The organism is Kribbella solani, assembly GCF_014205295.1.
Taxonomy (GTDB): domain Bacteria; phylum Actinomycetota; class Actinomycetes; order Propionibacteriales; family Kribbellaceae; genus Kribbella; species Kribbella solani.
In genome coordinates this window covers 3,342,465-3,365,349 of sequence record NZ_JACHNF010000001.1, presented here as the reverse complement: position 1 = coordinate 3,365,349, position 22,885 = coordinate 3,342,465, and the positions used below count along the sequence as shown (strand labels likewise).

20 protein-coding genes are annotated in these 22,885 nt (G+C 67.5%); 11 read left to right on the top strand and 9 right to left on the bottom strand.

Annotated elements, in window-relative coordinates; translation table 11 throughout:
- Window positions 1-17 precede the first annotated feature (17 nt).
- The 5 genes from tig to HDA44_RS15060 all read left to right on the top strand — a co-directional run bounded on the left by tig (window position 18) and on the right by HDA44_RS15060 (window position 6,261).
- Window positions 18-1,415, top strand: a complete 1,398-nt coding sequence (gene tig, locus HDA44_RS15080; protein WP_184834852.1) for a trigger factor — start codon at window positions 18-20, stop codon at window positions 1,413-1,415.
- Between the two features lie 380 nt (window positions 1,416-1,795).
- On the top strand, window positions 1,796-2,419 hold the full coding sequence (locus HDA44_RS15075; RefSeq protein ID WP_184834850.1) for a ClpP family protease: 624 nt from the start codon (window positions 1,796-1,798) through the stop codon (window positions 2,417-2,419).
- Window positions 2,420-2,448: 29 nt separating this feature from the next.
- On the top strand, window positions 2,449-3,060 hold the full coding sequence (locus tag HDA44_RS15070; protein ID WP_184834848.1) for an ATP-dependent Clp protease proteolytic subunit: 612 nt from the start codon (window positions 2,449-2,451) through the stop codon (window positions 3,058-3,060).
- Window positions 3,061-3,218: 158 nt separating this feature from the next.
- The gene (gene clpX / locus HDA44_RS15065; protein ID WP_184834846.1) at window positions 3,219-4,514 is read left to right on the top strand and encodes an ATP-dependent Clp protease ATP-binding subunit ClpX; all 1,296 of its coding nucleotides are present in this window, start codon (window positions 3,219-3,221) and stop codon (window positions 4,512-4,514) included.
- Window positions 4,515-4,617: 103 nt separating this feature from the next.
- Entirely contained in the window at window positions 4,618-6,261 is a 1,644-nt protein-coding gene (locus HDA44_RS15060; protein WP_184834844.1) for an alpha/beta hydrolase, read from the top strand.
- On the opposite strand, the gene HDA44_RS15055 is transcribed toward HDA44_RS15060, so the two are convergent.
- The 7 genes from HDA44_RS15055 to HDA44_RS15025 are packed head-to-tail and all read right to left on the bottom strand — an operon-like array spanning window position 6,224 to window position 15,017.
- On the bottom strand, window positions 6,224-7,519 hold the full coding sequence (locus HDA44_RS15055) for an aminotransferase class III-fold pyridoxal phosphate-dependent enzyme (RefSeq protein WP_184834842.1): 1,296 nt from the start codon (window positions 7,517-7,519) through the stop codon (window positions 6,224-6,226). The two genes, HDA44_RS15060 and HDA44_RS15055, sit on opposite strands and share 38 nt — an antisense overlap.
- Window positions 7,520-7,533: 14 nt before the next feature.
- Window positions 7,534-8,904: a hypothetical protein gene (locus tag HDA44_RS15050; RefSeq protein WP_184834840.1), complete on the bottom strand. Its 1,371-nt coding sequence runs from the start codon at window positions 8,902-8,904 to the stop codon at window positions 7,534-7,536.
- A complete protein-coding gene (locus HDA44_RS15045; RefSeq protein ID WP_184834838.1) occupies window positions 8,897-9,697 on the bottom strand; it encodes an amidohydrolase family protein in 801 nt (266 codons plus the stop codon). Before HDA44_RS15045 ends, HDA44_RS15050 begins: the two co-directional genes overlap by 8 nt.
- Complete coding sequence (locus tag HDA44_RS15040; protein WP_184834836.1) at window positions 9,694-10,452, bottom strand: amidohydrolase family protein; 759 nt, start codon at window positions 10,450-10,452, stop codon at window positions 9,694-9,696. The genes HDA44_RS15045 and HDA44_RS15040 overlap by 4 nt, the downstream gene beginning before the upstream one ends.
- Complete coding sequence (locus HDA44_RS15035; RefSeq protein WP_184834835.1) at window positions 10,445-12,643, bottom strand: heparinase II/III family protein; 2,199 nt, start codon at window positions 12,641-12,643, stop codon at window positions 10,445-10,447. Before HDA44_RS15035 ends, HDA44_RS15040 begins: the two co-directional genes overlap by 8 nt.
- Window positions 12,640-13,695, bottom strand: coding sequence for a Gfo/Idh/MocA family oxidoreductase (locus HDA44_RS15030; RefSeq protein ID WP_202887378.1), 1,056 nt, complete (start codon window positions 13,693-13,695; stop codon window positions 12,640-12,642). Before HDA44_RS15030 ends, HDA44_RS15035 begins: the two co-directional genes overlap by 4 nt.
- A gap of 32 nt (window positions 13,696-13,727) precedes the next feature.
- Window positions 13,728-15,017 carry an ABC transporter substrate-binding protein gene (locus tag HDA44_RS15025; RefSeq protein ID WP_184834833.1) on the bottom strand — a complete coding sequence of 430 codons (1,290 nt, stop codon included), beginning with the start codon at window positions 15,015-15,017 and terminating at the stop codon, window positions 13,728-13,730.
- Window positions 15,018-15,195: 178 nt separating this feature from the next.
- Between HDA44_RS15025 and HDA44_RS15020 the strand changes: the two genes are divergently transcribed.
- The 4 genes from HDA44_RS15020 to HDA44_RS15010 are packed head-to-tail and all read left to right on the top strand — an operon-like array spanning window position 15,196 to window position 19,261.
- Window positions 15,196-16,077 carry a carbohydrate ABC transporter permease gene (locus HDA44_RS15020; RefSeq protein WP_184834831.1) on the top strand — a complete coding sequence of 294 codons (882 nt, stop codon included), beginning with the start codon at window positions 15,196-15,198 and terminating at the stop codon, window positions 16,075-16,077.
- Window positions 16,077-16,889 (top strand): carbohydrate ABC transporter permease, encoded by an 813-nt coding sequence (locus tag HDA44_RS15015; protein ID WP_184834829.1) that lies wholly within the window; start codon window positions 16,077-16,079, stop codon window positions 16,887-16,889. Before HDA44_RS15020 ends, HDA44_RS15015 begins: the two co-directional genes overlap by 1 nt.
- Window positions 16,890-16,931: 42 nt before the next feature.
- Entirely contained in the window at window positions 16,932-18,449 is a 1,518-nt protein-coding gene (locus HDA44_RS37235; RefSeq protein ID WP_238352454.1) for a hypothetical protein, read from the top strand.
- Complete coding sequence (locus tag HDA44_RS15010; RefSeq protein WP_337906012.1) at window positions 18,446-19,261, top strand: fumarylacetoacetate hydrolase family protein; 816 nt, start codon at window positions 18,446-18,448, stop codon at window positions 19,259-19,261. Before HDA44_RS37235 ends, HDA44_RS15010 begins: the two co-directional genes overlap by 4 nt.
- A gap of 85 nt (window positions 19,262-19,346) precedes the next feature.
- Here HDA44_RS15010 and HDA44_RS15005 read toward each other — a convergent pair whose 3' ends face one another.
- Entirely contained in the window at window positions 19,347-20,198 is an 852-nt protein-coding gene (locus HDA44_RS15005) for an NAD(P)H-binding protein (RefSeq protein WP_184834825.1), read from the bottom strand.
- A gap of 124 nt (window positions 20,199-20,322) precedes the next feature.
- Between HDA44_RS15005 and HDA44_RS15000 the strand changes: the two genes are divergently transcribed.
- Complete coding sequence (locus HDA44_RS15000) at window positions 20,323-21,222, top strand: AraC family transcriptional regulator (protein ID WP_184834824.1); 900 nt, start codon at window positions 20,323-20,325, stop codon at window positions 21,220-21,222.
- Window positions 21,223-21,278: 56 nt separating this feature from the next.
- Here HDA44_RS15000 and HDA44_RS14995 read toward each other — a convergent pair whose 3' ends face one another.
- Window positions 21,279-22,328, bottom strand: coding sequence for a helix-turn-helix transcriptional regulator (locus HDA44_RS14995; RefSeq protein ID WP_184834822.1), 1,050 nt, complete (start codon window positions 22,326-22,328; stop codon window positions 21,279-21,281).
- 148 nt (window positions 22,329-22,476) lie between these two features.
- On the opposite strand from HDA44_RS14995, the gene HDA44_RS14990 reads away from it, so the two are divergent.
- Complete coding sequence (locus tag HDA44_RS14990; protein WP_184834820.1) at window positions 22,477-22,848, top strand: DUF1304 family protein; 372 nt, start codon at window positions 22,477-22,479, stop codon at window positions 22,846-22,848.
- Window positions 22,849-22,885: the final 37 nt, after the last annotated feature.

Sequence of the window (22,885 nt, the reverse complement as noted above, 5' to 3'; positions counted from 1 at the left end):
CAAGGAGAACCGCCACCGTGAAGAGCACCGTCGAGTCCTTGAGCCCGACCAAGGTCAAGCTCATCGTCGAGGTGCCGTTCGAGGAGCTCAAGCCGAGCCTCGACGCGGCGTACAAGAGCATCGGTCAGCAGATCGTCGTGCCGGGCTTCCGCAAGGGCAAGATCCCGCCGCAGGTGATCGACCAGCGGGTGGGCCGTGGCCCGGTGCTCGAGGAGGCGATCAACGACGCGCTCCCGAAGCTTTACTCGCAGGCGGTCAGCGACAACCAGGTGAAGGCGATCGGCCGGCCCGAGGTCGACGTGACCGACTTCAACGACAAGGAGAGTCTGCAGTTCTCCGCCGAGGTCGAGGTCCGTCCGGAGATCACCCTGCCGGACCTGGAGGGCCTGGAGGCGTCGGTCGAGGACATCGCCATCTCCGACTCCGAGGTGGACGAGCAGATCGAGTCGCTGCGGCAGCGGTTCGGCTCGCTGAACCCGGTCGAGCGCGCGACCGCCGACAAGGACTTCATCACCCTTGACCTGTCCGCCAGCAAGGACGGCGAGAAGGTCGAGGAGGCACAGGCGACCGGCCTGTCGTACCAGGTCGGCAGCGGTCAGCTGCTCGACGGCCTGGACGAGGCGGTCATCGGCCTGAGCGCCGGCGAGAAGAAGACCTTCGTCACCCAGCTGGTCGGCGGTTCGCTGAAGGGCGAGGACGTCGACGTCGAGGTGACCGTGACCGCGGTCAAGGAGCAGGAGCTCCCGGAGTTCGACGACGAGTTCGCGCAGACCGCGTCGGAGTTCGACACCGCCGACGAGCTGAAGGCGGACGTGCAGACCCGGCTGGAGCGCGGCAAGCGGCTCGAGCAGGCTGGCGAGGCGCGGGACGCGGTCCTGGAGAAGATCCTCACCCTGGTCGACGTGCCGGTGCCGGACGGTCTGCTGACCGACGAGCTGGCCGCCCGCAAGGAGAACCTGGAGCAGCAGCTCGGGTACTCCGGGATGACCATGGAGCAGTTCCTCGAGGGTGAGGAGCAGTCCCAGGAAGAGTTCGACGAGGACCTGAAGAAGCGCTCCGAGGACGCCATCAAGGCGCAGTTCGTGCTCGACCTGGTGGCCGAGCAGCAGGAGCTGAGCGTGAACGACCAGGAGCTCACCGAGCACATCGTCCGGCACGCGCAGCGTTCCGGTGTCTCGCCGGACCAGTTCGCCCAGCACGCGGTGGAGAACAACCTGGTCCCGAGCCTGGTCTCCGAGGTCGTCCGCGGCAAGGCGCTCGCGTACCTGGTCGAGAACGCCAAGGTCACCGACGGCTCCGGCAACACGGTCGAGCTGAAGACGCTGCAGCCGGACGGCACCTACGCCGACCCGGAGGCCGCCGACGCCGACGCCGAGAACACCGAGGCCCCGGTCGCGGAGCCCGCGAAGGCCTGAGCAGTCCGCCGTACGGCCCGGGACCCCATCGCGGGATTCCGGGCCGTACGCATTTCGCGAACCGGTTGAGAAGAAACTGTCGGCTGGACCGCCTACGGTGGACGGTGAATCGATTTCCAACCGAAGGGACCGGTGTGGCCGCGCTGTTGCAGGAGCCAGAGGTGCTGGTGGACCAGGAGCATCCTGGGCGCCGCCAAGCACCGAAACCGGGAGCACCCGGAACAGCGCCCGAGGCAGCGGCCGGAGGGACGGCCGCCGCGGCGGCCGAGGAGCCCGGGTCCGTGGTTCTCTGCGGCTGGTGAATCACCCGCGATGCGCCGTGAGCGAACACCTCCGGCCCAGCCTTAGGTCTGTCGCCGCCGACCAGTAATGTCGGGTTCGTGAACGAGACATTTGCAGCCAGCCCCAAAGCCGCGGGCGGCAACGGATCCGGCGGACTCGACGACCACATCTACCAGCGCCTGCTGCAGAACCGGATCATCTTCCTGGGGTCCGAGGTTCGCGACGACAACGCGAACGCGATCTGCGCGCAGATGCTGCTCCTCAACGCCGAGGACCCCAACCAGGACATCTGGCTGTACATCAACTCGCCGGGTGGCTCGGTGGACTCCGGCATGGCGATCTACGACACGATGCAGTGGATCTCCAACGACGTCGCCACCGTCGGGATGGGCCTGGCCGCCTCGATGGGTCAGTTCCTGCTCTGCGCCGGCGCGAAGAACAAGCGCTACGCGCTGCCGCACGCGCGGATCATGATGCACCAGCCGTCCGGCGGTATGGGTGGAACGGCTTCGGACATCAAGATTCAGGCCGAGCAGTCGCTGCACATCAAGGCGCAGCTGTTCAAGCTGATCGCCGAGCACACCGGCCAGCCGCTGGAGCAGGTCGAGAACGACGCCGACCGGGACCGCTGGTTCACCGCCGACGCGGCCAAGGACTACGGCTTCATCGACCACGTCGTGGCCAGCGCCGCCCAGCTGACCTCCGGCAGCCCGAACTCCTGATCTCCCACTCCGTCAGTTAAGGACGCACCATGAACTACTTCATCCCGCAGTGGGAGGAGCGCACGTCGTACGGCATGCGCCGGATCGACCCCTACACCAAGCTGTTCGAGGACCGGATCATCTTCCTCGGTACGCCGATCACCGACGAGATCGCGAACGCGGTGATGGCGCAGCTGCTCTGCCTGCAGTCGATGGACTCCGACCGCGACATCAGCATCTACATCAACTCCCCGGGCGGCTCGTTCACAGCGCTGACCGCGATCTACGACACCGTCCGGTACATCAAGCCGGACGTCCAGACGGTGTGCCTCGGTCAGGCCGCCTCGGCCGCCGCGGTGCTGCTCGCGGCCGGTACGCCGGGCAAGCGGCTGGCGCTGCCGAACAGCCGGATCATCATCCACCAGCCGGCCACCGAGGGCACCTACGGCCAGTCGAGTGACATCGAGATCCAGGCGAACGAGATCCTCCGGCTGCGCGCGCTGCTGGAGAAGATGCTCGCCGACGCCAGCGGCAAGTCGCACGAGGAGGTGTCCCGGGACATCGAGCGGGACAAGTTCCTCACGGCGGAGCAGGCGATCGAGTACGGCCTGATCGACGATGTCCTGCAGACTCTGAAGACCCCGGTTCCGGCCGGCGTCTGAACGAGTTCGAAAACCGGCCCAGCCGCTTCGGCGGGCTGTCAAGGGCCTGACGCGTTCGCCACCGGCGTAGTCACAAGCTGGTGGCGAGCGCGGTTTTTGGGCCCCGGACGGGGTACCGTCGAAATCGGTCCGACTGCGCATAGAAGGGATCTGTCCCGGTGGCACGCATTGGTGACGGCGGCGACCTGCTCAAGTGCTCGTTCTGCGGCAAGAGTCAGAAGCAGGTCAAGAAGCTCATCGCCGGTCCCGGCGTTTACATCTGCGACGAATGCATCGATCTCTGTAACGAGATCATCGAGGAGGAGCTGAACGAGGGCTCCGAGGTCGGACTCACCGAGCTGCCGAAGCCGCGGGAGATCTACGACTTCCTCAACGCGTACGTCGTCGGTCAGGACGTGGCCAAGAAGGCGCTCGCGGTGGCGGTGTACAACCACTACAAGCGGGTCCGGGACGGTCAGGGTTCGTCCAGCGCGGGGCGGCACGCCAAGGACGAGGCGGTGGAGCTGGCCAAGTCGAACATCCTGCTGATCGGCCCGACCGGCTGCGGCAAGACGTACCTGGCGCAGACCCTCGCCCGGATGCTGAACGTCCCGTTCGCGATCGCGGACGCGACCGCGCTGACCGAGGCCGGGTATGTCGGCGAGGATGTGGAGAACATCCTGCTGAAGCTGATCCAGGCCGCGGACTACGACGTGAAGAAGGCCGAGACCGGGATCATCTACATCGACGAGGTCGACAAGATCGCCCGCAAGAGCGAGAACCCGTCGATCACCCGCGATGTCTCCGGTGAAGGTGTCCAGCAGGCGCTGCTGAAGATCCTGGAAGGCACCACCGCGAGCGTGCCGCCGCAGGGTGGCCGTAAGCACCCGCACCAGGAGTTCATCCAGATCGACACCACCAACGTGCTGTTCATCGTCGGTGGTGCGTTCGCCGGGCTCGACCACATGGTCGAGCAGCGGGTCGGCAAGAAGACGCTCGGCTTCAACACCTCGCGCGAGCCGGAGAAGCCGAAGGAGCTCGGCGGGTACGCCGACGTGATGCCGGAGGACCTGCTCAAGTTCGGTCTGATCCCGGAGTTCATCGGCCGGTTGCCGGTGATCACGACGGTGTCGCCGCTGGACCGCGACGCGCTGATCAAGATCCTGTCCGAGCCGAAGAACGCGCTGGTCAAGCAGTACCGGCGGCTGTTCGAGATCGACAACGTCGAGCTGGAGTTCACCGACGACGCGGTCGAGGCGATCGCGGACCAGGCGCTGCTGCGCGGCACCGGCGCCCGTGGCCTGCGGGCGATCATGGAGGAAGTCCTCCTGAACGTCATGTACGAGGTGCCGAGCCGTGACGATGTCGCCAAGGTGGTCGTCACCGGCGACGTGGTGCTGGAGAACGTGAACCCGACGCTGATTCCGCGCGAGCAGATCGAGCGCAAGCGGGACCGCCGGGAGAAGAGCGCCTGACGGAAGTCTCGTGACGGAGGCCGGGGTCCGCTGAACGGCGGAGACCCGGCCTCCTTCTCGTGGTGGACGCGCTCGGAGTGGCCGGCCGCCTACGGTCGGTGCCATGACGCCCAGAAGAGTTCTTCGAAGACTGTCTGCGGCCGGTGTGGCGCTGGTGCTGCTGGCCCCGATAACGGCCGCCGTCGCGCAGGCCAAGGGTCCCGCGCAGGCCAAGGGTCCCGCGCAGACCAGGCAGCCGAACGTTCCGGTGATCGCGTGGGGCAGTTGTGGTACCGATCCGAAGCTGAAGCCGTTCCAGTGCGCGTCCGTCGAGGTCCCGACCGACTACGACAACCCGCGTGGCGCGACCACCACGATCGCGCTGACCCGGCTGCCGGCCGCCGACCCGGCGCACAAGGTCGGCACCCTGTTCACGAACCCCGGCGGCCCGGGCGGTTCCGGCGTCGACTTCGTGCAGCAGGCCGCGCAGGTGGCGTACACGCCCGAACTGCGGGCGAAGTTCGACATCCTCGGCTTTGATCCGCGTGGGGTCGGCCATTCGGACCCGGTCACCTGTTACCCGACGGCGGCCGAGGAGGCGAAGGCGACCGCGGGGATGCCGCCGTTCCCGGTCGGGGCGAAGGAAGAACGCCAGTTCATCGTGGACGCGGCGAAGCTGGCGGCGCATTGCCAGACGACGTCGCCCGATCGGCTCGCGCACTTCTCGACCGCGAACGTGGCGCGGGACATGGATCTGCTCCGGCAGGCGGTCGGTGACGCCAAGCTGACGTACGCCGGGTACTCGTACGGGACATACCTGGGCGCGACGTACGCGAAACTGTTCCCGAACAACGTCCGCGCGCTCGTCCTCGACGGCACGTTGAGCCCCGAGTGGTACTCCGGATCGAACGGTGACAAGAACCCGGTCGGCGTACGCCTGAAGCAGGGCGAAGGTGCTTCGGACACGTACGAGCAGTTCCTTGCCGAGTGCAAGAAAGCGGGCGCGAACTGTGCGCTGAACCAGCTCGGTGACCCGAAGACCGTTGTCGAGAGCACGTTCGCCCGGTTGAAGACGCACCCGGTGGACGTCCCGATGCCGGACGGTTCGACGGTGAAGGTGACGTACGCGCTCGCGGTGGCGATCACCTTCTCCAACCTGTACGACCCGGCCGGCTTCGCAGGTCTCGCCGAGATGTGGGCACAGCTGGCGAACCCGAACCAGGCGAAGGCCAAGTCTGCCGCCAAGGCGCCGCGGACGTTGATCGAGTGGAATCGCCGTAAGGAGGAATACACCACGTCGTTCGGCACGGTGCTCCAGCCGTGCATCGAGGCGAAGCAGTCCGGTCGCCCGCTCGCGTACCCGGCGTACGCCGCCGCCGCTGACCGTCGTGCCCCGCACTTCGGCAGCTACCGGGCCTGGGTCGGTGTGCAGTGCGAGTTCTTCGGTCTCAAGGACACCGACGCGTTCCTCGGACCGTGGCCGAACAAGGTGAAGCAGCCGGTCCTGGTCTTCGGCACTCGGCATGACCCGGCGACGCCGTACGAGGCGACCCGTCCGTACGCCGACCTGTGGCCGGACGCGCGGATGGTCACGGTCGAGGGCTGGGGTCACACGACGCTCCTGAAGAGCGCCTGCGCCGACCGGATCACCACCGAGTACCTGGTTGACCTGAAGGCGCCGGCTGACGGCTCGACCTGCAACCAGGACCGCAAGCCCTTCGACCCACTGCCTACAGGGAAGAAAGCACTGAATCTGCTACCGCGATAGTCTCGTCGACCTGGTCAGCGGTGTGCTCGGTGGACAGGAACCACAGCCCACGCGGGACGATGCTGATCCCAGCAGCGAACAACCCGGCGTGGAACCGAGCCATCGCGGCCCGGTCGCAGCCGGCAAACGAGCGGTAGTCGGTGACCGCCTGCTGGTCGGTGATGTAGGTCTGGAACACCGGACCGGGACCGTCGACCAGCAGCGGTACGCCGTGCCGCGCGGCCGCGGTACGTAGTCCTGCCATCAGCCGTTGCCCAGTGGCGATCAGCGGCGGGTAGATGTCGTCGCGGTGCTTGTCCAGTCGGCGCAGCACCGCATCGGCAGCCGCCATCGCCACCGGGTGCGAGTTGAAGGTCCCGGCGTGCGCAACCTTGCCGTCGGCAATGGTCCCCATCACCTCGGCCGAACCGGCCAGTGCGGACACCTGCATCCCGCCGGCCATCGCCTTACCGAACGCGGCCAGATCGGGTACGACGCCGAACAGCTCGCCCGCGCCACCCGGAGCGACGCGGAAGCCGGAGATGATCTCGTCGAAGATCAGCAACGCACCGTACTGGCTGGTGAGCTCGCGTAGTCCTTCGAGGTAGCCGGGCTTCGGTGTGATGCAGCCGGTGTTGCAGAGCAGCGGTTCGAGGATGACGGCAGCGACCTCGTCACCGCACTGCTCCAGCAGGTCGGCAACAGCCGGAAGGTCGTTGTACGGAAGGACAATCAGGTCATCCGCGTCATGCCGTGGCTGGCCTGCCGTGCCGCCGACCGCGGTGGGGTGCTGTGCGTCTCCGGCGAGTGTCAGGTCCGGGTGGACGCTGTACAGCACTGGGTCGAGCCAGCCGTGGTAGTTGCCCTCGAACTTCACCACCTTCGGCCGTCCGGTGTGCCCGCGGGCCAGACGGAGTGCGCCGTGTACTGCTTCCGACCCGACGCTGTTGAAGCGAACCAGCTCGGCCGCCGGGACCATCGCGCACAGGCGCTCAGCCACCTGTGCCTCCAGCTCATGCTGCGCGGCGTACGCGACACCGCGGCGTACTTGGGCAGACACCGCGTCCGCGACGAGCGGTGCGGCGTGGCCGAGCAGGTTGGGGCCTTGACCGAGGACGTAGTCGAGGTAGCGGTTGCCGTCCACGTCCCACAGCTCCGCGCCGAGTGCGTGGTCCACGAAGAGCGGGCGGTCCGCGCGCCGTGCATCACTGGAGACTCCACCGGCGATCACCTGCCGTGCGCGGGCGTACAGGCGGTCGGCTTGGTCGTGTGTCTGCACAGACTCCTCCAAGGTCAGTCGAGCTTTTCGGTGAGTAGCCGGAACTGCTGGCGTGGGCGGCCGCCGCCGGTGGAGCGGGCCGGTGGCAACGGCCAGGCCAGCCCTGCCTCTACCAGCTCCTTCAGCATGCGGCGGCCGGTCCGCTGGGTGACCTGCATGATCGCCGCCACGCTCTCGACGTCTACGACCACCTGCCGGCCCGGAGTGGCACTCATAGCGGATGCGATCGACGTGACGATCTCCAGCGCCCGCTGGTCGATCTGCGGCGTACTGTCCACTGGTGCGGCGTTGGCTGTTGCCGGACCGGGCTCCAGGTCCAGGCGGTCACTGCCGCCGTCCAGGTACACCGCGACCTTCCCAGCTGTGGCTACAGACTCTTCAACCGCCATCAGCGCGTTGGCCTCGGCCGCGCGGGCAGTCTGGCCAGTGCCGGCGCCCACTGCAACCGGTACGCCAAGCTGCGCCGTCAGCGCGCCTAGGAAGGGCGCGGTGGTGAACTGCTCAGTCAGCCGGACCAGAGCGCCGTGTGTAGTCGTAACGAGGAACAGCGTGTCGGACCGACGCGTTACCGACGCTCCGACCTGGCGTGCTTCCGACAGCAGCTTCTGGTGCGTCGACAGCGCCAGCTCCTGTTGCCAGTAGTCACCGGACTCGGCACGGGAGCCACCAGTCGGAATGACCTGGACCGCGATCATGGCGAGCTGGTGCGCTCCCATCCTGGTGCCTTGGCCCAGCAAGACCGCGGTCTCCAACGCATCTCGTACGCTCGATCGGGTCGGGGCGATGCGTAGCACGGGCACGCCCTCCGTACGCAGCTCGCGTTCGACGGACAGGATCGTGGTGAGTGCCACGGTGGCGCGCTTCTGCCGGTGGAACGCCGCGAACTTCGCTACTGACTCAGGACCTTCGTACGGCAGGTCGTAGACGTGTGAAGTGTCCAGACCGATCTCCGCGTACGCCTCGGCGACATCGGCTTGTGACAGCGAGTCGATGCTGACTCTGGTCAGGTCGACGTTCTCGATGGTCAGTGAGGCGCGCAGCAGAGCGGCGTACAGCGCAGCGCCCGTGAGAGGCAGGTGCGTGGACGGGACCGTCAGCCAATGGCCAGTGGTCGCCAGGTCGAACACCCACGGACCGGGGAACACCGCGGAGTCGATCCGGTCCCGCAGCCGCAGGTAGCGCTCTTCGGCCTCGGACTGGTCGTCGTAGGCGCCGGACAGGAACCGGACGCCGTGCGCGGACCGCTCCGCGACCTCCTGGGCGACTTCGGCCATCGTCTTCACCAACCGGCGCGGACCGAACAGTCCGACCGTCACCGACGGCACTCGCTCAGCCGGCACCGGTTCCGTCGGCTGTGCCTCAACTCGATGTGTCTCGTCAGTCATCGCCAACCCCTCGTTCTCCTGGTAGTGGCCGCCACCGGAACAGCTTGCGGGCGTTCCCGCTGAGAACATCTTGACGTTGACTCTCCGTCAGCGGCGCGTACACCACCCGGCCCAGCGACATCCGCTGGTCGATGAACGGGAAGTCCGAACCGAACAGCACCCGGCCACTGCCGACCTGTTCCACCATCGAGCAGATCAGCGGTCCGGTCATCTGCGAACCACAGACCTCCAGCCACAGCGAGCCGTGCCGGGTGGCTGCCGCTATCGACTCGTCCACCCCGGCCGGTGTGATGCCGGCGTGCCCGAGGATGACCGGTGCGCCGGGGAACCGCTCCGCGACCGTCTCGAAGAGCGCCGGCGCGTCGTACGGGGACTGGTGTTCGGAGTGGCTGAGTACGGGACAGCCTGTTGATTCGGCGAACTCCCACACCGCCGCGTACCTTGCACCGGTCACTGGGTACTTGTGCAGGCTCGGATGCACCTTGATGCCGACGAAGCGGGTGTCGTCGGCAAGGCGGTCGAGCTCGCGTTCCGGTGACTGCCACGGGTTGATGACCGCGTACGCGGCGATCCGGTCCGGGTACTCGTCGACTGCGGCGAGGGTTTGTGAGTTGCCCAGGCGCGCGTCCTGCTGGATAGCACGGTTGGCGGCGACGACGGTGACCTCAGTACCGGTCCGGTCCATCACCGAGACCATGGTGGCCGCGTCCGGATCGGGGATGTGGAAGAGCGAGTACGGGCCGAGGTGGGCGTGTACGTCGATCACGCGATGCTCTGGTCGGCGGGCGATCACACGGCACCTCCTGCGCTGAAAAGACGACCCGCGTTGAGTGAACCGACCAGGCGGACCGTCGGGTCGTCGACGCCCGACCACGCCAGCCGGGCGATGCTCTCACCGGGGTCGCGGACGCCGAGACCGGTCGCGAACAGCAGCCGATCTGCCAGGCCGTTCGCCGCGAGCCACTCGATGCCCTGGTGCGAGGCGAAGTCGACCAGGTCGACGTGCAGGTTCGCGTGCGCGGTGAGCGCGGCCCAGAGTTCGCGCAGTTTGCGGTAGCCGAGGTTGGACACGACGATCGGCAGCTCCGGGTAGGCGGCCGCGATGCTGCTCAGGTCGGACCAGCCGAGCTCGGCGGAGTCGATGCACAGCGGCAGGTGGTGTGGTTGCAGCGCGGCATAGAGGTCGGTGAGCAAGCCAGGGGAGTAGCCGTGCGACAGCGGGTGGATACGGAAGGCCGCTACGCCGTTGTCGATGGCGCGGTCGACCAGGGTGGTCAGTGAGTCGAGTTCGCCGGGAGTTGCCGGGACAGCGGTCCAGCAGGCGCGTACGCCGCGGTGGGCGAGCGTGCGCGCGACTGCTGAGGCCTCTGCGTTACCGGCGATCGGATCGTGTAGCCATGACGCCATTGAACTCACCAGCGCACCGGACAGGGCGTAGCGCTCCAGATGCGTGGCGATCGAGTCAGCGTCAGTGGGTGGCAACAGCCCGGCTGGATGGGCGCCGGTCACAATCCGGGCATCGAACCACCCGCTCGTCACCTCACTCATGCCGTGCCCCTTCAACTACCCAGCACCCGGCGTACGGCAGCGTCAGCTGCCCCCAGCCAGCGCCGGCCGCCGCACCATGCACGATGTCCACGGCGATGCCGTTCAGGCGGATGGAGCGACCCGGCCGAACCCACACCGCGCACCGCGCCGAGCAGGTGATCTCCAGGCGCAACACGCTGTCTGCAGCACCGGCAGCACCGGCAGCACCGGCAGCACCGGCAGCACGGGCGGTGACGTCTACGGGTTCTGAGGTTCTGAGCAGGCCTGGCAGTTCGAGTGTGCGCCAACCTGTTGCCCACGACAACTGACCGTCTTGCTCGCGCATCCAGTGGGACGCACCGATCCGGTCAACCGTCGTGCCTTGCGTCACCACCAGCGCGCCCTCCGCGCGGGTGACTGCAACGGTAGGCGCACTCCCCACATGTGGCACCAGCACAGTAGTGAACTCACCGGTCGACCGCGCCAGCGACAGCGTGTGCAGCGGTCCGTACTCGGCATCACGCCGCTCCAGCACCGGTCGGCGCGCCACACCCTCACTGGTCTCAACAGCAGTCGCCGAACCGCCAGCTTCGATCAGCAACAGCCCCGGCCCATCAGCCGCACCAGCGTCGTACGCCAACGGAGCAACCTGCCGCCACGGATGCAACGCATGCCACTGAGCAGTGAACTTGTGCTCCCCAGCACCCCGATCCTCCACCACAACGTACGCCGGCTCCTCCCGCACCATCGCGACCGTGCGAGCCTGCGGTACGCCGTACCCGTGATGCCGGGCTGAGAACACAGCGACCTGCGGCGTATCGACCAGCGCGTCTACCTCCACACCACGATCCGTAGCCAGCTCCAGCTCGTCCACCAGCACTGTGTTGTGCCCCCGACCAGACTGGAACCACGTGAGGTACCCGGGGTCGTCATAGCTCGGCGGACCACCCGCCTCCCACAGCAACGGCTGCTGCCACCCGTCGAGTACGAGGTCCAGCACCGACCGGTGCGAGTGCGACTCCAGCTCGTGCTCGATGTGCGGACCGTGGTTGATCACCGCGCGCAGCTCATCACTCCGCAGGATCGTGTAGCCCGACTCCGGCAGCACGGTCGTCCGCGGCAACGCCTCCACCACAGACTGACCCAGCGCCCGTACCCACCTGTCCTGCCGCTCGGCGTCCTCCCAGGCAGGGAACGACGCTGCCTCTGTAGCGAGTTCAACCGGCGTCAACCACTGTGCGGCAACCTGTGCCAGCGCAGGTGAGTCCAGCAAGTAGCTGCCGCGCAGCAACGCCGTAGCCGGCCAGACGATCCCACTGTCCTGCAGATGCGGCAGCCAGCCACCAGACGACGCCAGCTCAACCAGCCAGGTGTGCATGGCAGCGAACCGAGGATGCGCCGCCACCTCCTGGTCGATCCGCGCAGCGGTCTGCAGCGCGCTCAACACCATCCCGTGGTACCCGGGGGAGCGTTCGTAGTGCCCACCGTCCGGATAGATGTCCAGCACCAAGTGCTCTTCGATCCGCTCTCTGGCACGCTCTGCCCAGGCAGCCGACTCCACCAGCGACGGCAGCACTGCGCTGAGATGTAGCAGCTCTGTCGCGCACACGAGTTGCCAGTTCCCGTGGCGGAAGACGTCATGCTCGTCGTACGCCCAGCGCGCTCCACCGACGAGTGTGGCGAGCAGACGGCCCCATACCTTGTCGGACAGCGCAGATGGGGTCAACACCTCAAGCATCGGCAACAGATGACGACAGCGCGCCCAGGTGCCGAGTGAGTACCAGATGACGTCCAGACCCGGCCATTCGCCAGTTACCGAGTCACGCTGGTCAACCCAGTCATCCAGATGCCGTTCGAACGCCTGCAGGTACCGGTCGTCACCAGTCAGCAGCCAAGCCTCCGCACCGGCTGACAACCAGCGCAGATAGTGGAAGCCGTACAGCTGCGACCGCCCACATCCGCGTCCAGTGACGTCCACACCGTCCAGCAGCGGAGCAGCCGCAGCGAGTACGGCGTCCGCGGCCGGCGTCGATCGGATCGCGTCGGACCACTCCGGCAACGGCCAGGCCGGCCGCTGCAACTGGGCACCAACGAAAGCGCGCAGACCGGCCAGATCCGAGGCAGGTGAACCGAACGCCTTGAGCAGGTCGTCCGTACCGATCCGGTTGATCCGTCCGTCGATGTGCCGTGGCTTCTCCGGTCCCGTACTCATGCCGCCCCGGGATCAGCGAGCATCGTGACGTCGACCGGCTGACGGGTCTCGATCGACTGGTGCGCGGCCTCCAGGACGGCCGTCACGTTGCGGCTGCTCTCGATCGTGATCAGCGGCTGGCGACCGGTACGGCAGCAGTCCACCCAGTGCGCGATCGCATCCGCGTATGCCCCGGCCGGTACGCCGTGCATGACCCGCTGGAGCATGTTCCGCGGGTAGCTGTAGCCGTCCGGCTTGGCCAGCACGACACTCTCCTTCTGCCGGTCGAGCTGCACCACGCCGTCGTCGGCGATGACCGAGACGTACGAGTCCACCACCGTCGGGAACGTGTTCGGATAGATCCAGGCCGATTCGAAGGTCGCGACCGCGCCACGCGAGTACTCCGCCTGGATCTGAATCCCGTCCGGCGTGTCGATCCCGAGCGACCGCAGCTTGCCCCAGCGCGCGGTCGCGTACACCCGGCGGACCTGGTCGCGCAGCAGCCACGAGACCAGGTCGATGTCATGACTGGACAAGAACCACGCACACGTCGTCCGGTCCGCCCAGGACAGCATCTCGGTCGGTACGAAGATCGTGTCGTCCTTACGCGCGTACGCGACCGCGCCCGCGCCCAGCTCAGCAAGCAGCTCGTACGCCTGCGCGTACGCCGGAACCCAGCGGTGATTGAACAGGCACATCGCGACCACGCCGTGCTCGCGGATCGCCCGCACCGCGGCGTCTGCCTCGGCGACCGACGTCGTCATCGGCTTCTCCACCAGGATGTGTTTCCCGGCCTCGGCCGCGAGCACCATCATCTCGCCGTGTACGTCGTCCGGCGTGGTGAGTACGACCGCATCGACCGCGGCGTCGGCCAGCAACGCCTCGAGATCCGCGTGTACGGCGGGTCGCGCGGCGCCACGTCCTGAGATCTCATCGGCCAGCTGTGCCGCCGACGATTCCGATCGGCTGGTCACGGCCGTGATCTCGACGTCGGCGCGGCCGGACAGCGACAACGCGTTGCCCCGTCCCATGATGCCCGCGCCGACGATCCCGATCCGCAGCTTGTCCGTCACGTGAGTTGCCCTTCTCTGATGATCGAGGTGCCCTATTTGGCCTTGGCCAGCGTGTCGTTCCAGGCCTTCTCGGCGTCGTCCAACGCCTGCTTGGCCGGCTTCGTGCCGGACATGAACGCCCGCACCTGGTCGTCGAACAACTGCCGCAACTGCTCGTCGTTCCCGGAGCCCAGTGACGCGTCGACGCTCTGCTTGAACGTGTCGACCAGGATCTTGCGGGCCTGATCGGCCGGCGTGCTGCCGCTGATCTCGGTGAAGAACGGATCCTCGAGTGCCTTCACCGAGGACGGGTAGATCGGCACGAGCTTGCACAGCGCGAGCTGCTGCTCGGGCGCGGCGACGTACTTGAGCCACGCGGCCGCGGCGGCCTGGTTGCCCGACTTGGCCGGAATCCCCATCACCTGCTGACCGGGCATGTAGTACTTGCCGCCGGCACCTGTCACCGGCGGACCGACCACGATCGACGAGTACACCGCCGGGGAATTCTTCTGTACGTTCAGCAGCGAGCTGGACACGGCCACCGGGTTGAACGCGATCAGCTTGTTCTCCAGCGACTGCGGCAGATCGCGCTGGTTCTCACCGAGACTGCCCGGCGCGATCACGCCCGAACTGAACAGCGTCTTGAACTTCTCCAGCATCGCCAGCGTGTCCGGCGTGTTGAACGCTGCCTTCTTCTTGTCGTCGGAGAGCAGCGGGATGCCATTGGCCTGCACGACACTCGAGTACGCCATGAAGTTCGTCGCCGACTTGCCGGTCGCGTCGTGGTACTTCGTCGCCAGCGCGAGCGCCTCGTCGTACGTCTTCGGCGGCTTCGCCGGGTCGAACCCGGCCTTGGCCAGCAGGTCCTTGTTGTAGAACGCGAGCGACGTACCGCCGTTGTACCAGGGAATCGCGATTCGCTTGCCGTCGACAACCATCGGTTCGGCGAGGTTCGGCAGGTACGCGGCCACGTCCTCCTTGCTGAACAGCGAGTTCAGGTCCGCCATCGACCCGCCGAACAACCCGCTGGTCGCCGAGGTGAAGTTGACGACGTCCGGAACCTTGCCGCTGGCGATCGCGGCCAGCAGCTTGGTGGTGATGTCCTGCCCCGGCACGTCCACCCACTTGATGCGTACCTTGGGGTGCTCCTGCTGGTACGCGTCGATCCACTTCTGGATGTCCGAGCCGTAGTTCTTCTGCAGGTTGATCGTCCACCACTCGACGTCACCGGAGTACGCGTCGCCGGACTGTTTCGGTTCGTCGCCGCCGGCCGGACTGCCGGACACGCAGCCGGCCAGCGCGAAGACGAGAGTGGCAACGAGTGCGAGTCGGAGTCGGGCCATTGATGGCTCCTCAGAAAGAGATGTCCTAAACACACTTTACAGACACCAGAGTGTTGGGCATGTGCCTGGCGGAGTCAACGGATCACGGCAGATTATTCTGGAGTTGGCGCTTCCAGCCGTCCGATCCGTGCGCTACGGTTCCGGTCTGAAAGCTAGGTTTCAGACACAAGGAGCAGCCATGCCGGGTCTGAAGGGCCGTGTCGTCGGTCAGCACTGGTACACGCCGTACGCCTTCATGCTGCCCGGCCTGCTGTGCTATGCGGCGATGTTCGCCTGGCCGGCGGTGATCGCGATCCAGCTCGCGTTCTCCGACTACGACATCGTGCACCCGGTCCGCTTCTCCGGCCTGGACAACTTCATCGAGCTCGGGCACGACCCGCGAGTCTGGATCGCGCTGCGGAACTCCCTGCTGTTCGTCGTGATGTTCCTGCCGCTCACGGTCGTCCTGCCGTTGTTCCTGGCGATGCTGGTGAACCTCAAACTGCGCGCGATCCAGGCCTTCCGGATGCTCTACTACCTGCCGGTGATCACGTCGATGGTCGCGGTGGCGGTCGCCTGGCGGTACGTCTTCAACCGCGAAGGCGTGGTCAACTGGATGCTCGGCCTGTTCGGCGCCGGACCGATCGACTTCCTGCTCGACCGGCACTGGGCGCTGCCGACCGTCGTCCTGCTGGAGGCGTGGAAGAGCGCCGGACTGTTCATGATGATTTACCTGGCCGGTCTGCAGGCGGTGCCGTCCGAGCAGGTCGAGGCGGCCACGATCGACGGCGCGAACGCCTGGCAGCGGCTGCGGCACGTGGTCGTCCCCGCGCTGCGGCCGACGTTCGCGGTCACGCTCGTGCTCAGCATGCTCGAGGCGATGCGCGCGTTCGAGTCCGTCTACGTGCTGACCCGCGGCGGTCCGCTCGACTCCACTCTCACCCTCGGCTACTACATCTGGTCGAAAGCCTTCGAGGACTACGACATGGGTTATGCGAGCGCCGTCGGCCTGCTGCTGTGGGCGATCATGATCGTGCTGGCCGGCTTCAACCTGCTGGTGACCCGGCGGAGGGACGTCTGATGCGCCGCCGGATCGCGCTGTACGTCCTGCTGATCGCGGTCGCCGCGCTGTTCATCGGCCCGTTCCTGATCCTGCTCAGCTCGGCCACCAAACCGGCCGGTCAGGACGTGTTCGGGTTCCCGCCGGACCTGATCCCGCGGCCACCGGTAGCGACCTGGTTCCGCGAAGCGTGGACGACGATCCCGTACGCGCGGTTCGTACTGAACTCGCTGATCTACGTCGGCATCACGATCCCGGTGTACCTGATCGTGTCCGCCCTGACCGCGTACCCATTGGCGCGGATCGCGTTTTGCGGTCGCGGGGTGTTCTTCATGCTGTTCCTGTCGATCATGTTCCTGCCCGGCGAACTGATGCTGATCCCGCGGTTCCTGGTGATGAGCCAGCTCGGCCTGACCGACACCTTCGCCTCGGTGATCCTGCCCGCGATCCTGTCCTCGCTCGGCATCTTCCTGCTCCGCCAGGCGTTCTCGCAGATCCCCGACGAGGTCGTCGAGGCGGCCCGCGTGGACGGTGCGAACGAGTTCGCGATCTTCTGGCGGATCTGCATACCGATCGTCGCGCCGACGCTCGCGGTGCTGGCGATCCTCGGGTTCGTCTCGGTCTGGAACAGCTTCATCTGGCCCTTGGTGGTGCTGACCAGCCAGTCCAAGTTCCCGATCGCGCTCGGCATCGCGTACCTGAGCGGTGTCTCCGGGACCGACGTCCGCGGGCTCGCCGCCGGAACGGTGATCTCGCTGGTCCCGGTCGTTCTGGTCTTCCTGCTGCTGCAAAAACGCATCCTCAACAGCATGGGCGGTGCCGTCAAAGGCTGACGCCAGCGCTGTCGAGAATCCCGTCCACCTTGTGAGGAACCCATGCACCCACAGCTCAGCCGCCGTACGCTCATCCTGGGAACCACGGCGGGCGGCGTCGCCGCTTGGACCGGCCTCCCGGCTCTGTCCGCCTCCGCCGCACCACTCGTGTACGACTCACCCGAAGCGTTCGACGCAGCCCAATCCGGCTATCTCGCATCCAACCCACAGAACAACGAGGCCGGCCTGTACGCGTGGGGCGAGTCGTACTTCCTGCTCGCGCTGCTCCGGATGTACGAGGCCCACCAGGATGAGCGATACCTGCGTACGTTCGAGGATCGCGCCCGGCACTTGCTGGCAACCACCGACCAGGCACGTCACGTACAGGACTACGCCGGCCGATCCGGCAAAGTCTGGCGCACTGCCGGCAACTACACCGCGGGCCATGGCGTACTGCCCGACGGCTCCGGCCGGGCTGCCGTACAACTACGCTGGGCCGGGTCGAGGTCCGCGGAATCCACCGCCGAGGTGTCGAACGTTGCGAACGGTACCTTCGACCTCGCGCTCCGGAACCCGGCCACGACGACCGTGGTGACGCTGCGAGGGGTATCCCTCGATCCGGCGTCGCCCGCCTATGTAGTTGCCGCAGTCAACAACGCCTACAATGCATCATTGCGCTGGACCGCTGTCGATCTCAGGTCGTCGCCTGCTGCCGCGCCCGCACCGACTGCCGCGACGATCACCTTCCAGCCGCAGTTCTACGTGTTCGCCGTGCACACCGGCATGCTGGCCTTCCCGCTCGCACGGTACGCGCGGATGGTGCTGCAGTCGTCGAAGCTCCGGCGCGGCAAGCGGCGGCAGTTCGCGCGGGACATGCTCGCCGCGGCGACCGAGGCGGTCAGGTTCCACGACCCGGAGTGGGTCTCGCGCTCGGACGGCACCGGCGATTACGTCTGGCCGAAGGGCGCGCCGATCCCGTTCGACGGCACGATCCAGCCGTACAACCAGAGTCAGGGCATCGGTCAAGTACTGGTCGAACTGTTCCGCGCGACCGGGAATCCGCACTACCGGGATCGGGTGGTGCAGCTGCTGAAGGCGTACCAACCTGCACTCCGAGTCGTCGACGGCGCCTACGTGTGGACGTACTGGCCGCCGTACAGCGAGCTGTACAACGGGTACGCCAAGACCGCCGGGATCTCCGAGTACACGCCGTCGTACCCGGCCTCGAAGCAGATCGAGGACCTGAGTCACGCGGCGATCAGTACGGAGTTCGTGCATGCGGCGTACGACGCGGGGATCACCGCCGGACCGGACGTGCAGCTGTTCACGAAGACGTTCACGCAGAAGCTGATCCGATCCGCGACCGAGGTCTGGTACCGGGTGGACGGCACCGGCGATGCGGTACCGGCCAACGCGGTGCAGTGCGCGCGATGGGGCGCGTACGCCGAGCAGGACGTGCTGGTGTACCAACAGTCGTTGCGCGTGTACGACGCCGTGCAACTCGTACCGGTGCAGGGATCGCATGCATTGGGCATCGCGTACCTGAACTGGGCGAAGAACTCTGGTTGGAGGAACAAGTGAGACTGCTCCGAATCCACACCGACGACGGGCTACGGGACGCGGTCCTGACCGACGACGGACGGGTGGCGGTGTTGCCGGGCGCGGCCGAGCCGTTCGACCCGGCGCGATGGGGCGCCCGTGCCTCAGCGGCGGAGCCGGCGGTGGACTTCGAAAGCGTACGTGTCGCGCCGCCGCTGAGCCCGGGGAAGATCGTCTGCGTCGGGCTGAACTACGCCGACCATGCCGCCGAGGGCGGGCAGCAGGCGCCGGCCGAGCCGATTCTGTTCATGAAGGCGCCGGACACCGTGGTCGGCGCGTACGACGACGTGGTGATTCCGCGAGGTGGTGAGAAGACCGACTGGGAGGTCGAGCTCGGCGTGGTGATCGGCCGCACCGCCGCGTACCTCGCCGACGAGGCCGAGGCGATGGAGCATGTCGCCGGGTACGTCCTGGTGAACGACGTGTCCGAGCGGCACTTCCAGCTCGAGCGCGGCGGTCAGTGGGACAAGGGCAAGAACGCGGCGACGTTCTGCCCGCTCGGGCCGTGGATTCTGACCGCGGACGAGGTGCCGGACCCGCAGGCGATCAAGCTCGGCCTGGATGTGAACGGCGCGGTGCTGCAGGACAGTTCGACGGCCGAGATGATCTTCGGCGTCGCGAACCTGGTGCACTACATCTCGCAGTTCATGACGCTCTACCCCGGTGACGTGATCAGCACGGGTACGCCCGCAGGCGTCGGCGCGGGGCAGAAGCCACCGCGGTACCTGCGGGCGGGAGACGTGATGCGAGCCTGGGGCGACGGGCTGGGGGAGCAGGTTTGCAAGGTGCGCTAACGACAGGACGTAGTCGTCTACGTAGACGACCGCGCACGCCTGAGGTGTCCGCGAAATCGACGGATTTCGCGGACACCTCCTGTCGTTAGCGCTTCAAGGCGGCCGCGATGGTGTCGGCGACTGGGGTGGTGGGGCGGGCGATCAGGGTGGTGAGGTCGGAGCCGCGGCCGGACAGCAGGCCGCGTTCGATCGCGTTGTCGACACCGACCAGGATCGGCGCGAACTGCGCCGGGATGCCCGCGGCGGTAAGCACCTGCAGGTGTTCCGCGGGGGAGACGTTGTTGTAGGCAACGGTCTGCCCGGACTGCTTGGCGAGCTCGGCGGCGTACTCGGTCAGCGTGAACGACACGTCGCCGTTCAGCTCGTACGCCCGCTTCTCGTGCCCGTCGCCGGTCAGTACGACGGCCGCCGCGGCCGCGTAGTCCCGGCGCGCGGCCGACGCGATCCGGCCGTCACCCGCGCTGCCGATCACGCCGTGCGCCAACTGGACCGGGATCTGGTCGGTGTAGACCTCGCTGTACCAGCCGTTGCGGAGGAACGTGTACGGCAGCCCCGAGTCGAGAATGGCCTGCTCGGTGGCGCGGTGGTCGGCCGCCAGCTCGAAGTCGGCCTCCGGCCCGCCGAGAACGCTCGTGTACGCGATCCGCGCGACGCCGGCCTCCTTCGCGAGGGCGATCACGGTCTTGTGCTGGTCCAGCCGGTTCGGATCGAGACCCGAGATCAGCAGCACCGTGTCGCCGGCGCCGAACGCCTTGGCCAGCGCCTCCCGGTCGTTGTAGTCGGCGATCCGCACCTCGACGCCGCGTTCGGCGATCGGCGCGGCCTTGGCGGCGTTCCGCGCGACCGCGACGACCTGGTCGGCGGGCACCCGCTGGAGCAGTTCGTCGATGACGAGACTGCCCAGCTGGCCGGTGGCGGCGGTGACGACGATACTCATCCGTACTCCTTCGGCGATGTCAACGTGTGTCACCGACGTTAGGCGGCCGGATCGAGCGGCCGTATGTCCACCAAGCGCACATTTATGTCTGATCGTCTTGATCGGCGCGCGTATCATGAATCCCATGGACGTACTGGCCGATGTCGTCACCGCGATGAAGACCGGCCCGGCGACGTCCGGGCGGTCCGACGTCCGGGGGCCGTGGGGGCTGCGGTTCGTGCGCTCGTCCGGCGCCACCTTCCACCTGGTCCTGCAGGGTACGGCGTGGTTGCTGCCGCCGGACGGCGATCCGATCCCGCTCGGACCGGGCGACGCGGTACTGCTGCCGCGCGGCCTGGACCACGCGCTTGCCGACCACCCCGATTCACCGTTGGTCGACTTCGATCCGGCCGTGGAGGAACCGCTGGACGGACCGGGTGCTCGCGCGCTGCTGCTGTGCGGGACCTACCGGCTGGACCGTGAGCGGCCGCATCCGGTGTTGAGCAGGTTGCCCGACGTGGTTGTCGTGCCGGCGAACCCGGGGCGGCACAGGTCGTTGCATACGGCAATCAGCATCTTGGGTGAGGAGCTCGACGCGCGGCGGCCGGGGTCCGCGGCCGTGGTGCCGGCGCTGGTCGACGCGTTGCTGGTGCTGATCCTGCGGGCATGGTTCGAAGACAGCAAGTGCCCGACCGAGAGCGGCTGGGCGCGGGCGCTGACCGATCCGGCCGTCGTCCAAGGGCTCGAGCTGATTCACGAACAGCCCGGCGCGGCCTGGACGGTCGCCGAGCTGGCAGCCGGTGTCGGGCTGTCGCGGGCGGCGTTCGCGCGCCGGTTCACGGAGGCGGTCGGGGAACCACCGCTGACGTACTTGTCCCGCTGGCGGATGACGACGGCGGCGCGGCTGCTGCGCGACCACGACCGGCCGCTGGCCACGGTCGCGAAGCAGATCGGGTACACGTCGGAGTTCGCCTTCGCAAAGGCGTTCAAACGCGACTTCGGCGTACCGCCGGGAACCTATCGGAAGCAACTAGCGATGACGTGACGGCCGGCGCCGGCCGTAGTGTGGCGGTTGCGGGCTGAGCGCTGATGACCTGGCGGTTACGGCTTGGCTGTCGGGTCGTCCGGTCGCAGGGTTGCGACCAGCTCGCCGCGGCTGCGGACGCCAACCTTGGTGAACGCTGCCTTCAGGTGGTCCTGGACGGTGTGCGGCGAGATCGACAGCCGGTCCGCGATCGCGGCGGTGGAGTGGCCGGTCATCACTTCGAGGCAGATCTCGCGTTCACGGGCAGTCAGCCCGTACGCGGCCAGCAGCATCCCGACCAGCTGCCGGCCGGACGCCGGCTCGATCGTCACGACCACTTCGTCCTCGCCGTCGCCGATTAGGCGGCTGCCCTGCAGGACCGCCCAGCCGCCGGTCGCGGTCTGAACCCGCGCCTGGAACGTCCCGGCCCGCGCCGCCCGGGTGCCGGTGACGACCGCGCGCAGCAGGACGCCGAACCGGCCGGGCGCGATCTCGTTCAGCTCGTCCTGCCAGATCCGGGCGGCCGCGGTGACGGCACGCGGTACACCCGTCGGTCCGGTGACGACGATCGCCGGACCACCCCCGCCGCGGTACCCGTGCGCGTCCGTCCGCACCGCGACCCGGGTCGCGGCCCCGATCACCGGCGCGACCGTCCCGAGGAACTCCACCTCCCGATCGCTGAAATCCGAACCGCCACGGACGAATCCGGCCGCTCCCCAGCAGTCTCCGTCGACGCTGAAAGTGGTCCGCACCTCATGCTCGATGCCGAGCGGCCGCCACACCTCGTTCAGCCGCCGGTGCCCGACCACCTCGCGGTGCGGCAGGTCGGAGAGCCGCGCGACCGGGTACGCGGTCCGGGCCAGCTCGGCGAACGAATTGGGCACCGACCCGGCGTACTCGGTCTCGGCCAGCCGTGGCTCGTACTCGGGCGGAATCCGCGACCGGCCGCTGGTCATCGAGCTGATCACCAACGTGCCCGGGTCGATCCCGGCCCAGCAGGTCAGCTCGCTGCCGACCACTCGCTCGACCACCTCGATCGCGGCCGCGTGCAGGTCGGCGACGCCCAGCCCCGACGTCGCCAGCGCCGCGATGTCCCGGCGCGCGGCCAGCGCCCGGCCCTCCCACATGCGCTCAGTATGCGCCGTCGTCCGCCCGCCGCCCATCCCACGAATCTGGGGAATCCGGGCGGGTGACGGAGCCTCGCGGTACGGGATTCCGGCCGCGTACGCGCGTGGCTAGCGTCGCGAGCATGAACACGGAACGTGGGGTCATGCCGTGAACGGCGCCGCGCAGGTGCTTGCGGTGGTGATCGCCGTCCTGCTGGCGGGTGTCTGGCTGATGGAGTCGTTCTGCTACCGCAATCCCCGGCTGTATCCGCTGTTCCTGCTCGAACGCGGAGACTTCGGCGCGGTACGGCTGTGGATCGTGAACCTCGGTTTCTACAACCTGACCACTGCCGTCGCGCTGGCGCTCGGCGTCGTACTGGCGCGCGCCGGCCATGTTCCGCAAGGCGAAGCGCTGGTCGCGTTCACTGCCGCTCAGCACGTTTTCCTGGCGATCGTCCTACTCGTAACGGAGCGGCGACTCTGGCTGAACAGCCTGCTCGAAGGCGTTCCTGCCGCGGTTTTGCTCATTCTCGTCCTGTAGGAAAGTTACCGAAACTGCGTAATCATGGGCACGAACC

What these genes read in the sequence shown, in the direction of transcription:
- HDA44_RS15070 (WP_184834848.1), top strand. Translation starts at nt 2,449, where the DNA reads ATGAACTACTTCATCCCGCAGTGGGAGGAGCGCACGTCGTACGGCATG.
- HDA44_RS15035 (WP_184834835.1), bottom strand. Translation starts at nt 12,643, where the DNA reads ATGAGTACGGGACCGGAGAAGCCACGGCACATCGACGGACGGATCAAC.
- HDA44_RS15025 (WP_184834833.1), bottom strand. Translation starts at nt 15,017, where the DNA reads ATGGCCCGACTCCGACTCGCACTCGTTGCCACTCTCGTCTTCGCGCTG.
- HDA44_RS14995 (WP_184834822.1), bottom strand. Translation starts at nt 22,328, where the DNA reads ATGTGGGAGGGCCGGGCGCTGGCCGCGCGCCGGGACATCGCGGCGCTG.
- HDA44_RS15020 (WP_184834831.1), top strand. Translation starts at nt 15,196, where the DNA reads ATGCCGGGTCTGAAGGGCCGTGTCGTCGGTCAGCACTGGTACACGCCG.
- HDA44_RS37235 (WP_238352454.1), top strand. Translation starts at nt 16,932, where the DNA reads ATGCACCCACAGCTCAGCCGCCGTACGCTCATCCTGGGAACCACGGCG.
- HDA44_RS15000 (WP_184834824.1), top strand. Translation starts at nt 20,323, where the DNA reads ATGGACGTACTGGCCGATGTCGTCACCGCGATGAAGACCGGCCCGGCG.
- HDA44_RS15015 (WP_184834829.1), top strand. Translation starts at nt 16,077, where the DNA reads ATGCGCCGCCGGATCGCGCTGTACGTCCTGCTGATCGCGGTCGCCGCG.
- HDA44_RS15040 (WP_184834836.1), bottom strand. Translation starts at nt 10,452, where the DNA reads ATGAGTGAGGTGACGAGCGGGTGGTTCGATGCCCGGATTGTGACCGGC.
- HDA44_RS15050 (WP_184834840.1), bottom strand. Translation starts at nt 8,904, where the DNA reads ATGACTGACGAGACACATCGAGTTGAGGCACAGCCGACGGAACCGGTG.
- HDA44_RS15060 (WP_184834844.1), top strand. Translation starts at nt 4,618, where the DNA reads ATGACGCCCAGAAGAGTTCTTCGAAGACTGTCTGCGGCCGGTGTGGCG.
- HDA44_RS15005 (WP_184834825.1), bottom strand. Translation starts at nt 20,198, where the DNA reads ATGAGTATCGTCGTCACCGCCGCCACCGGCCAGCTGGGCAGTCTCGTC.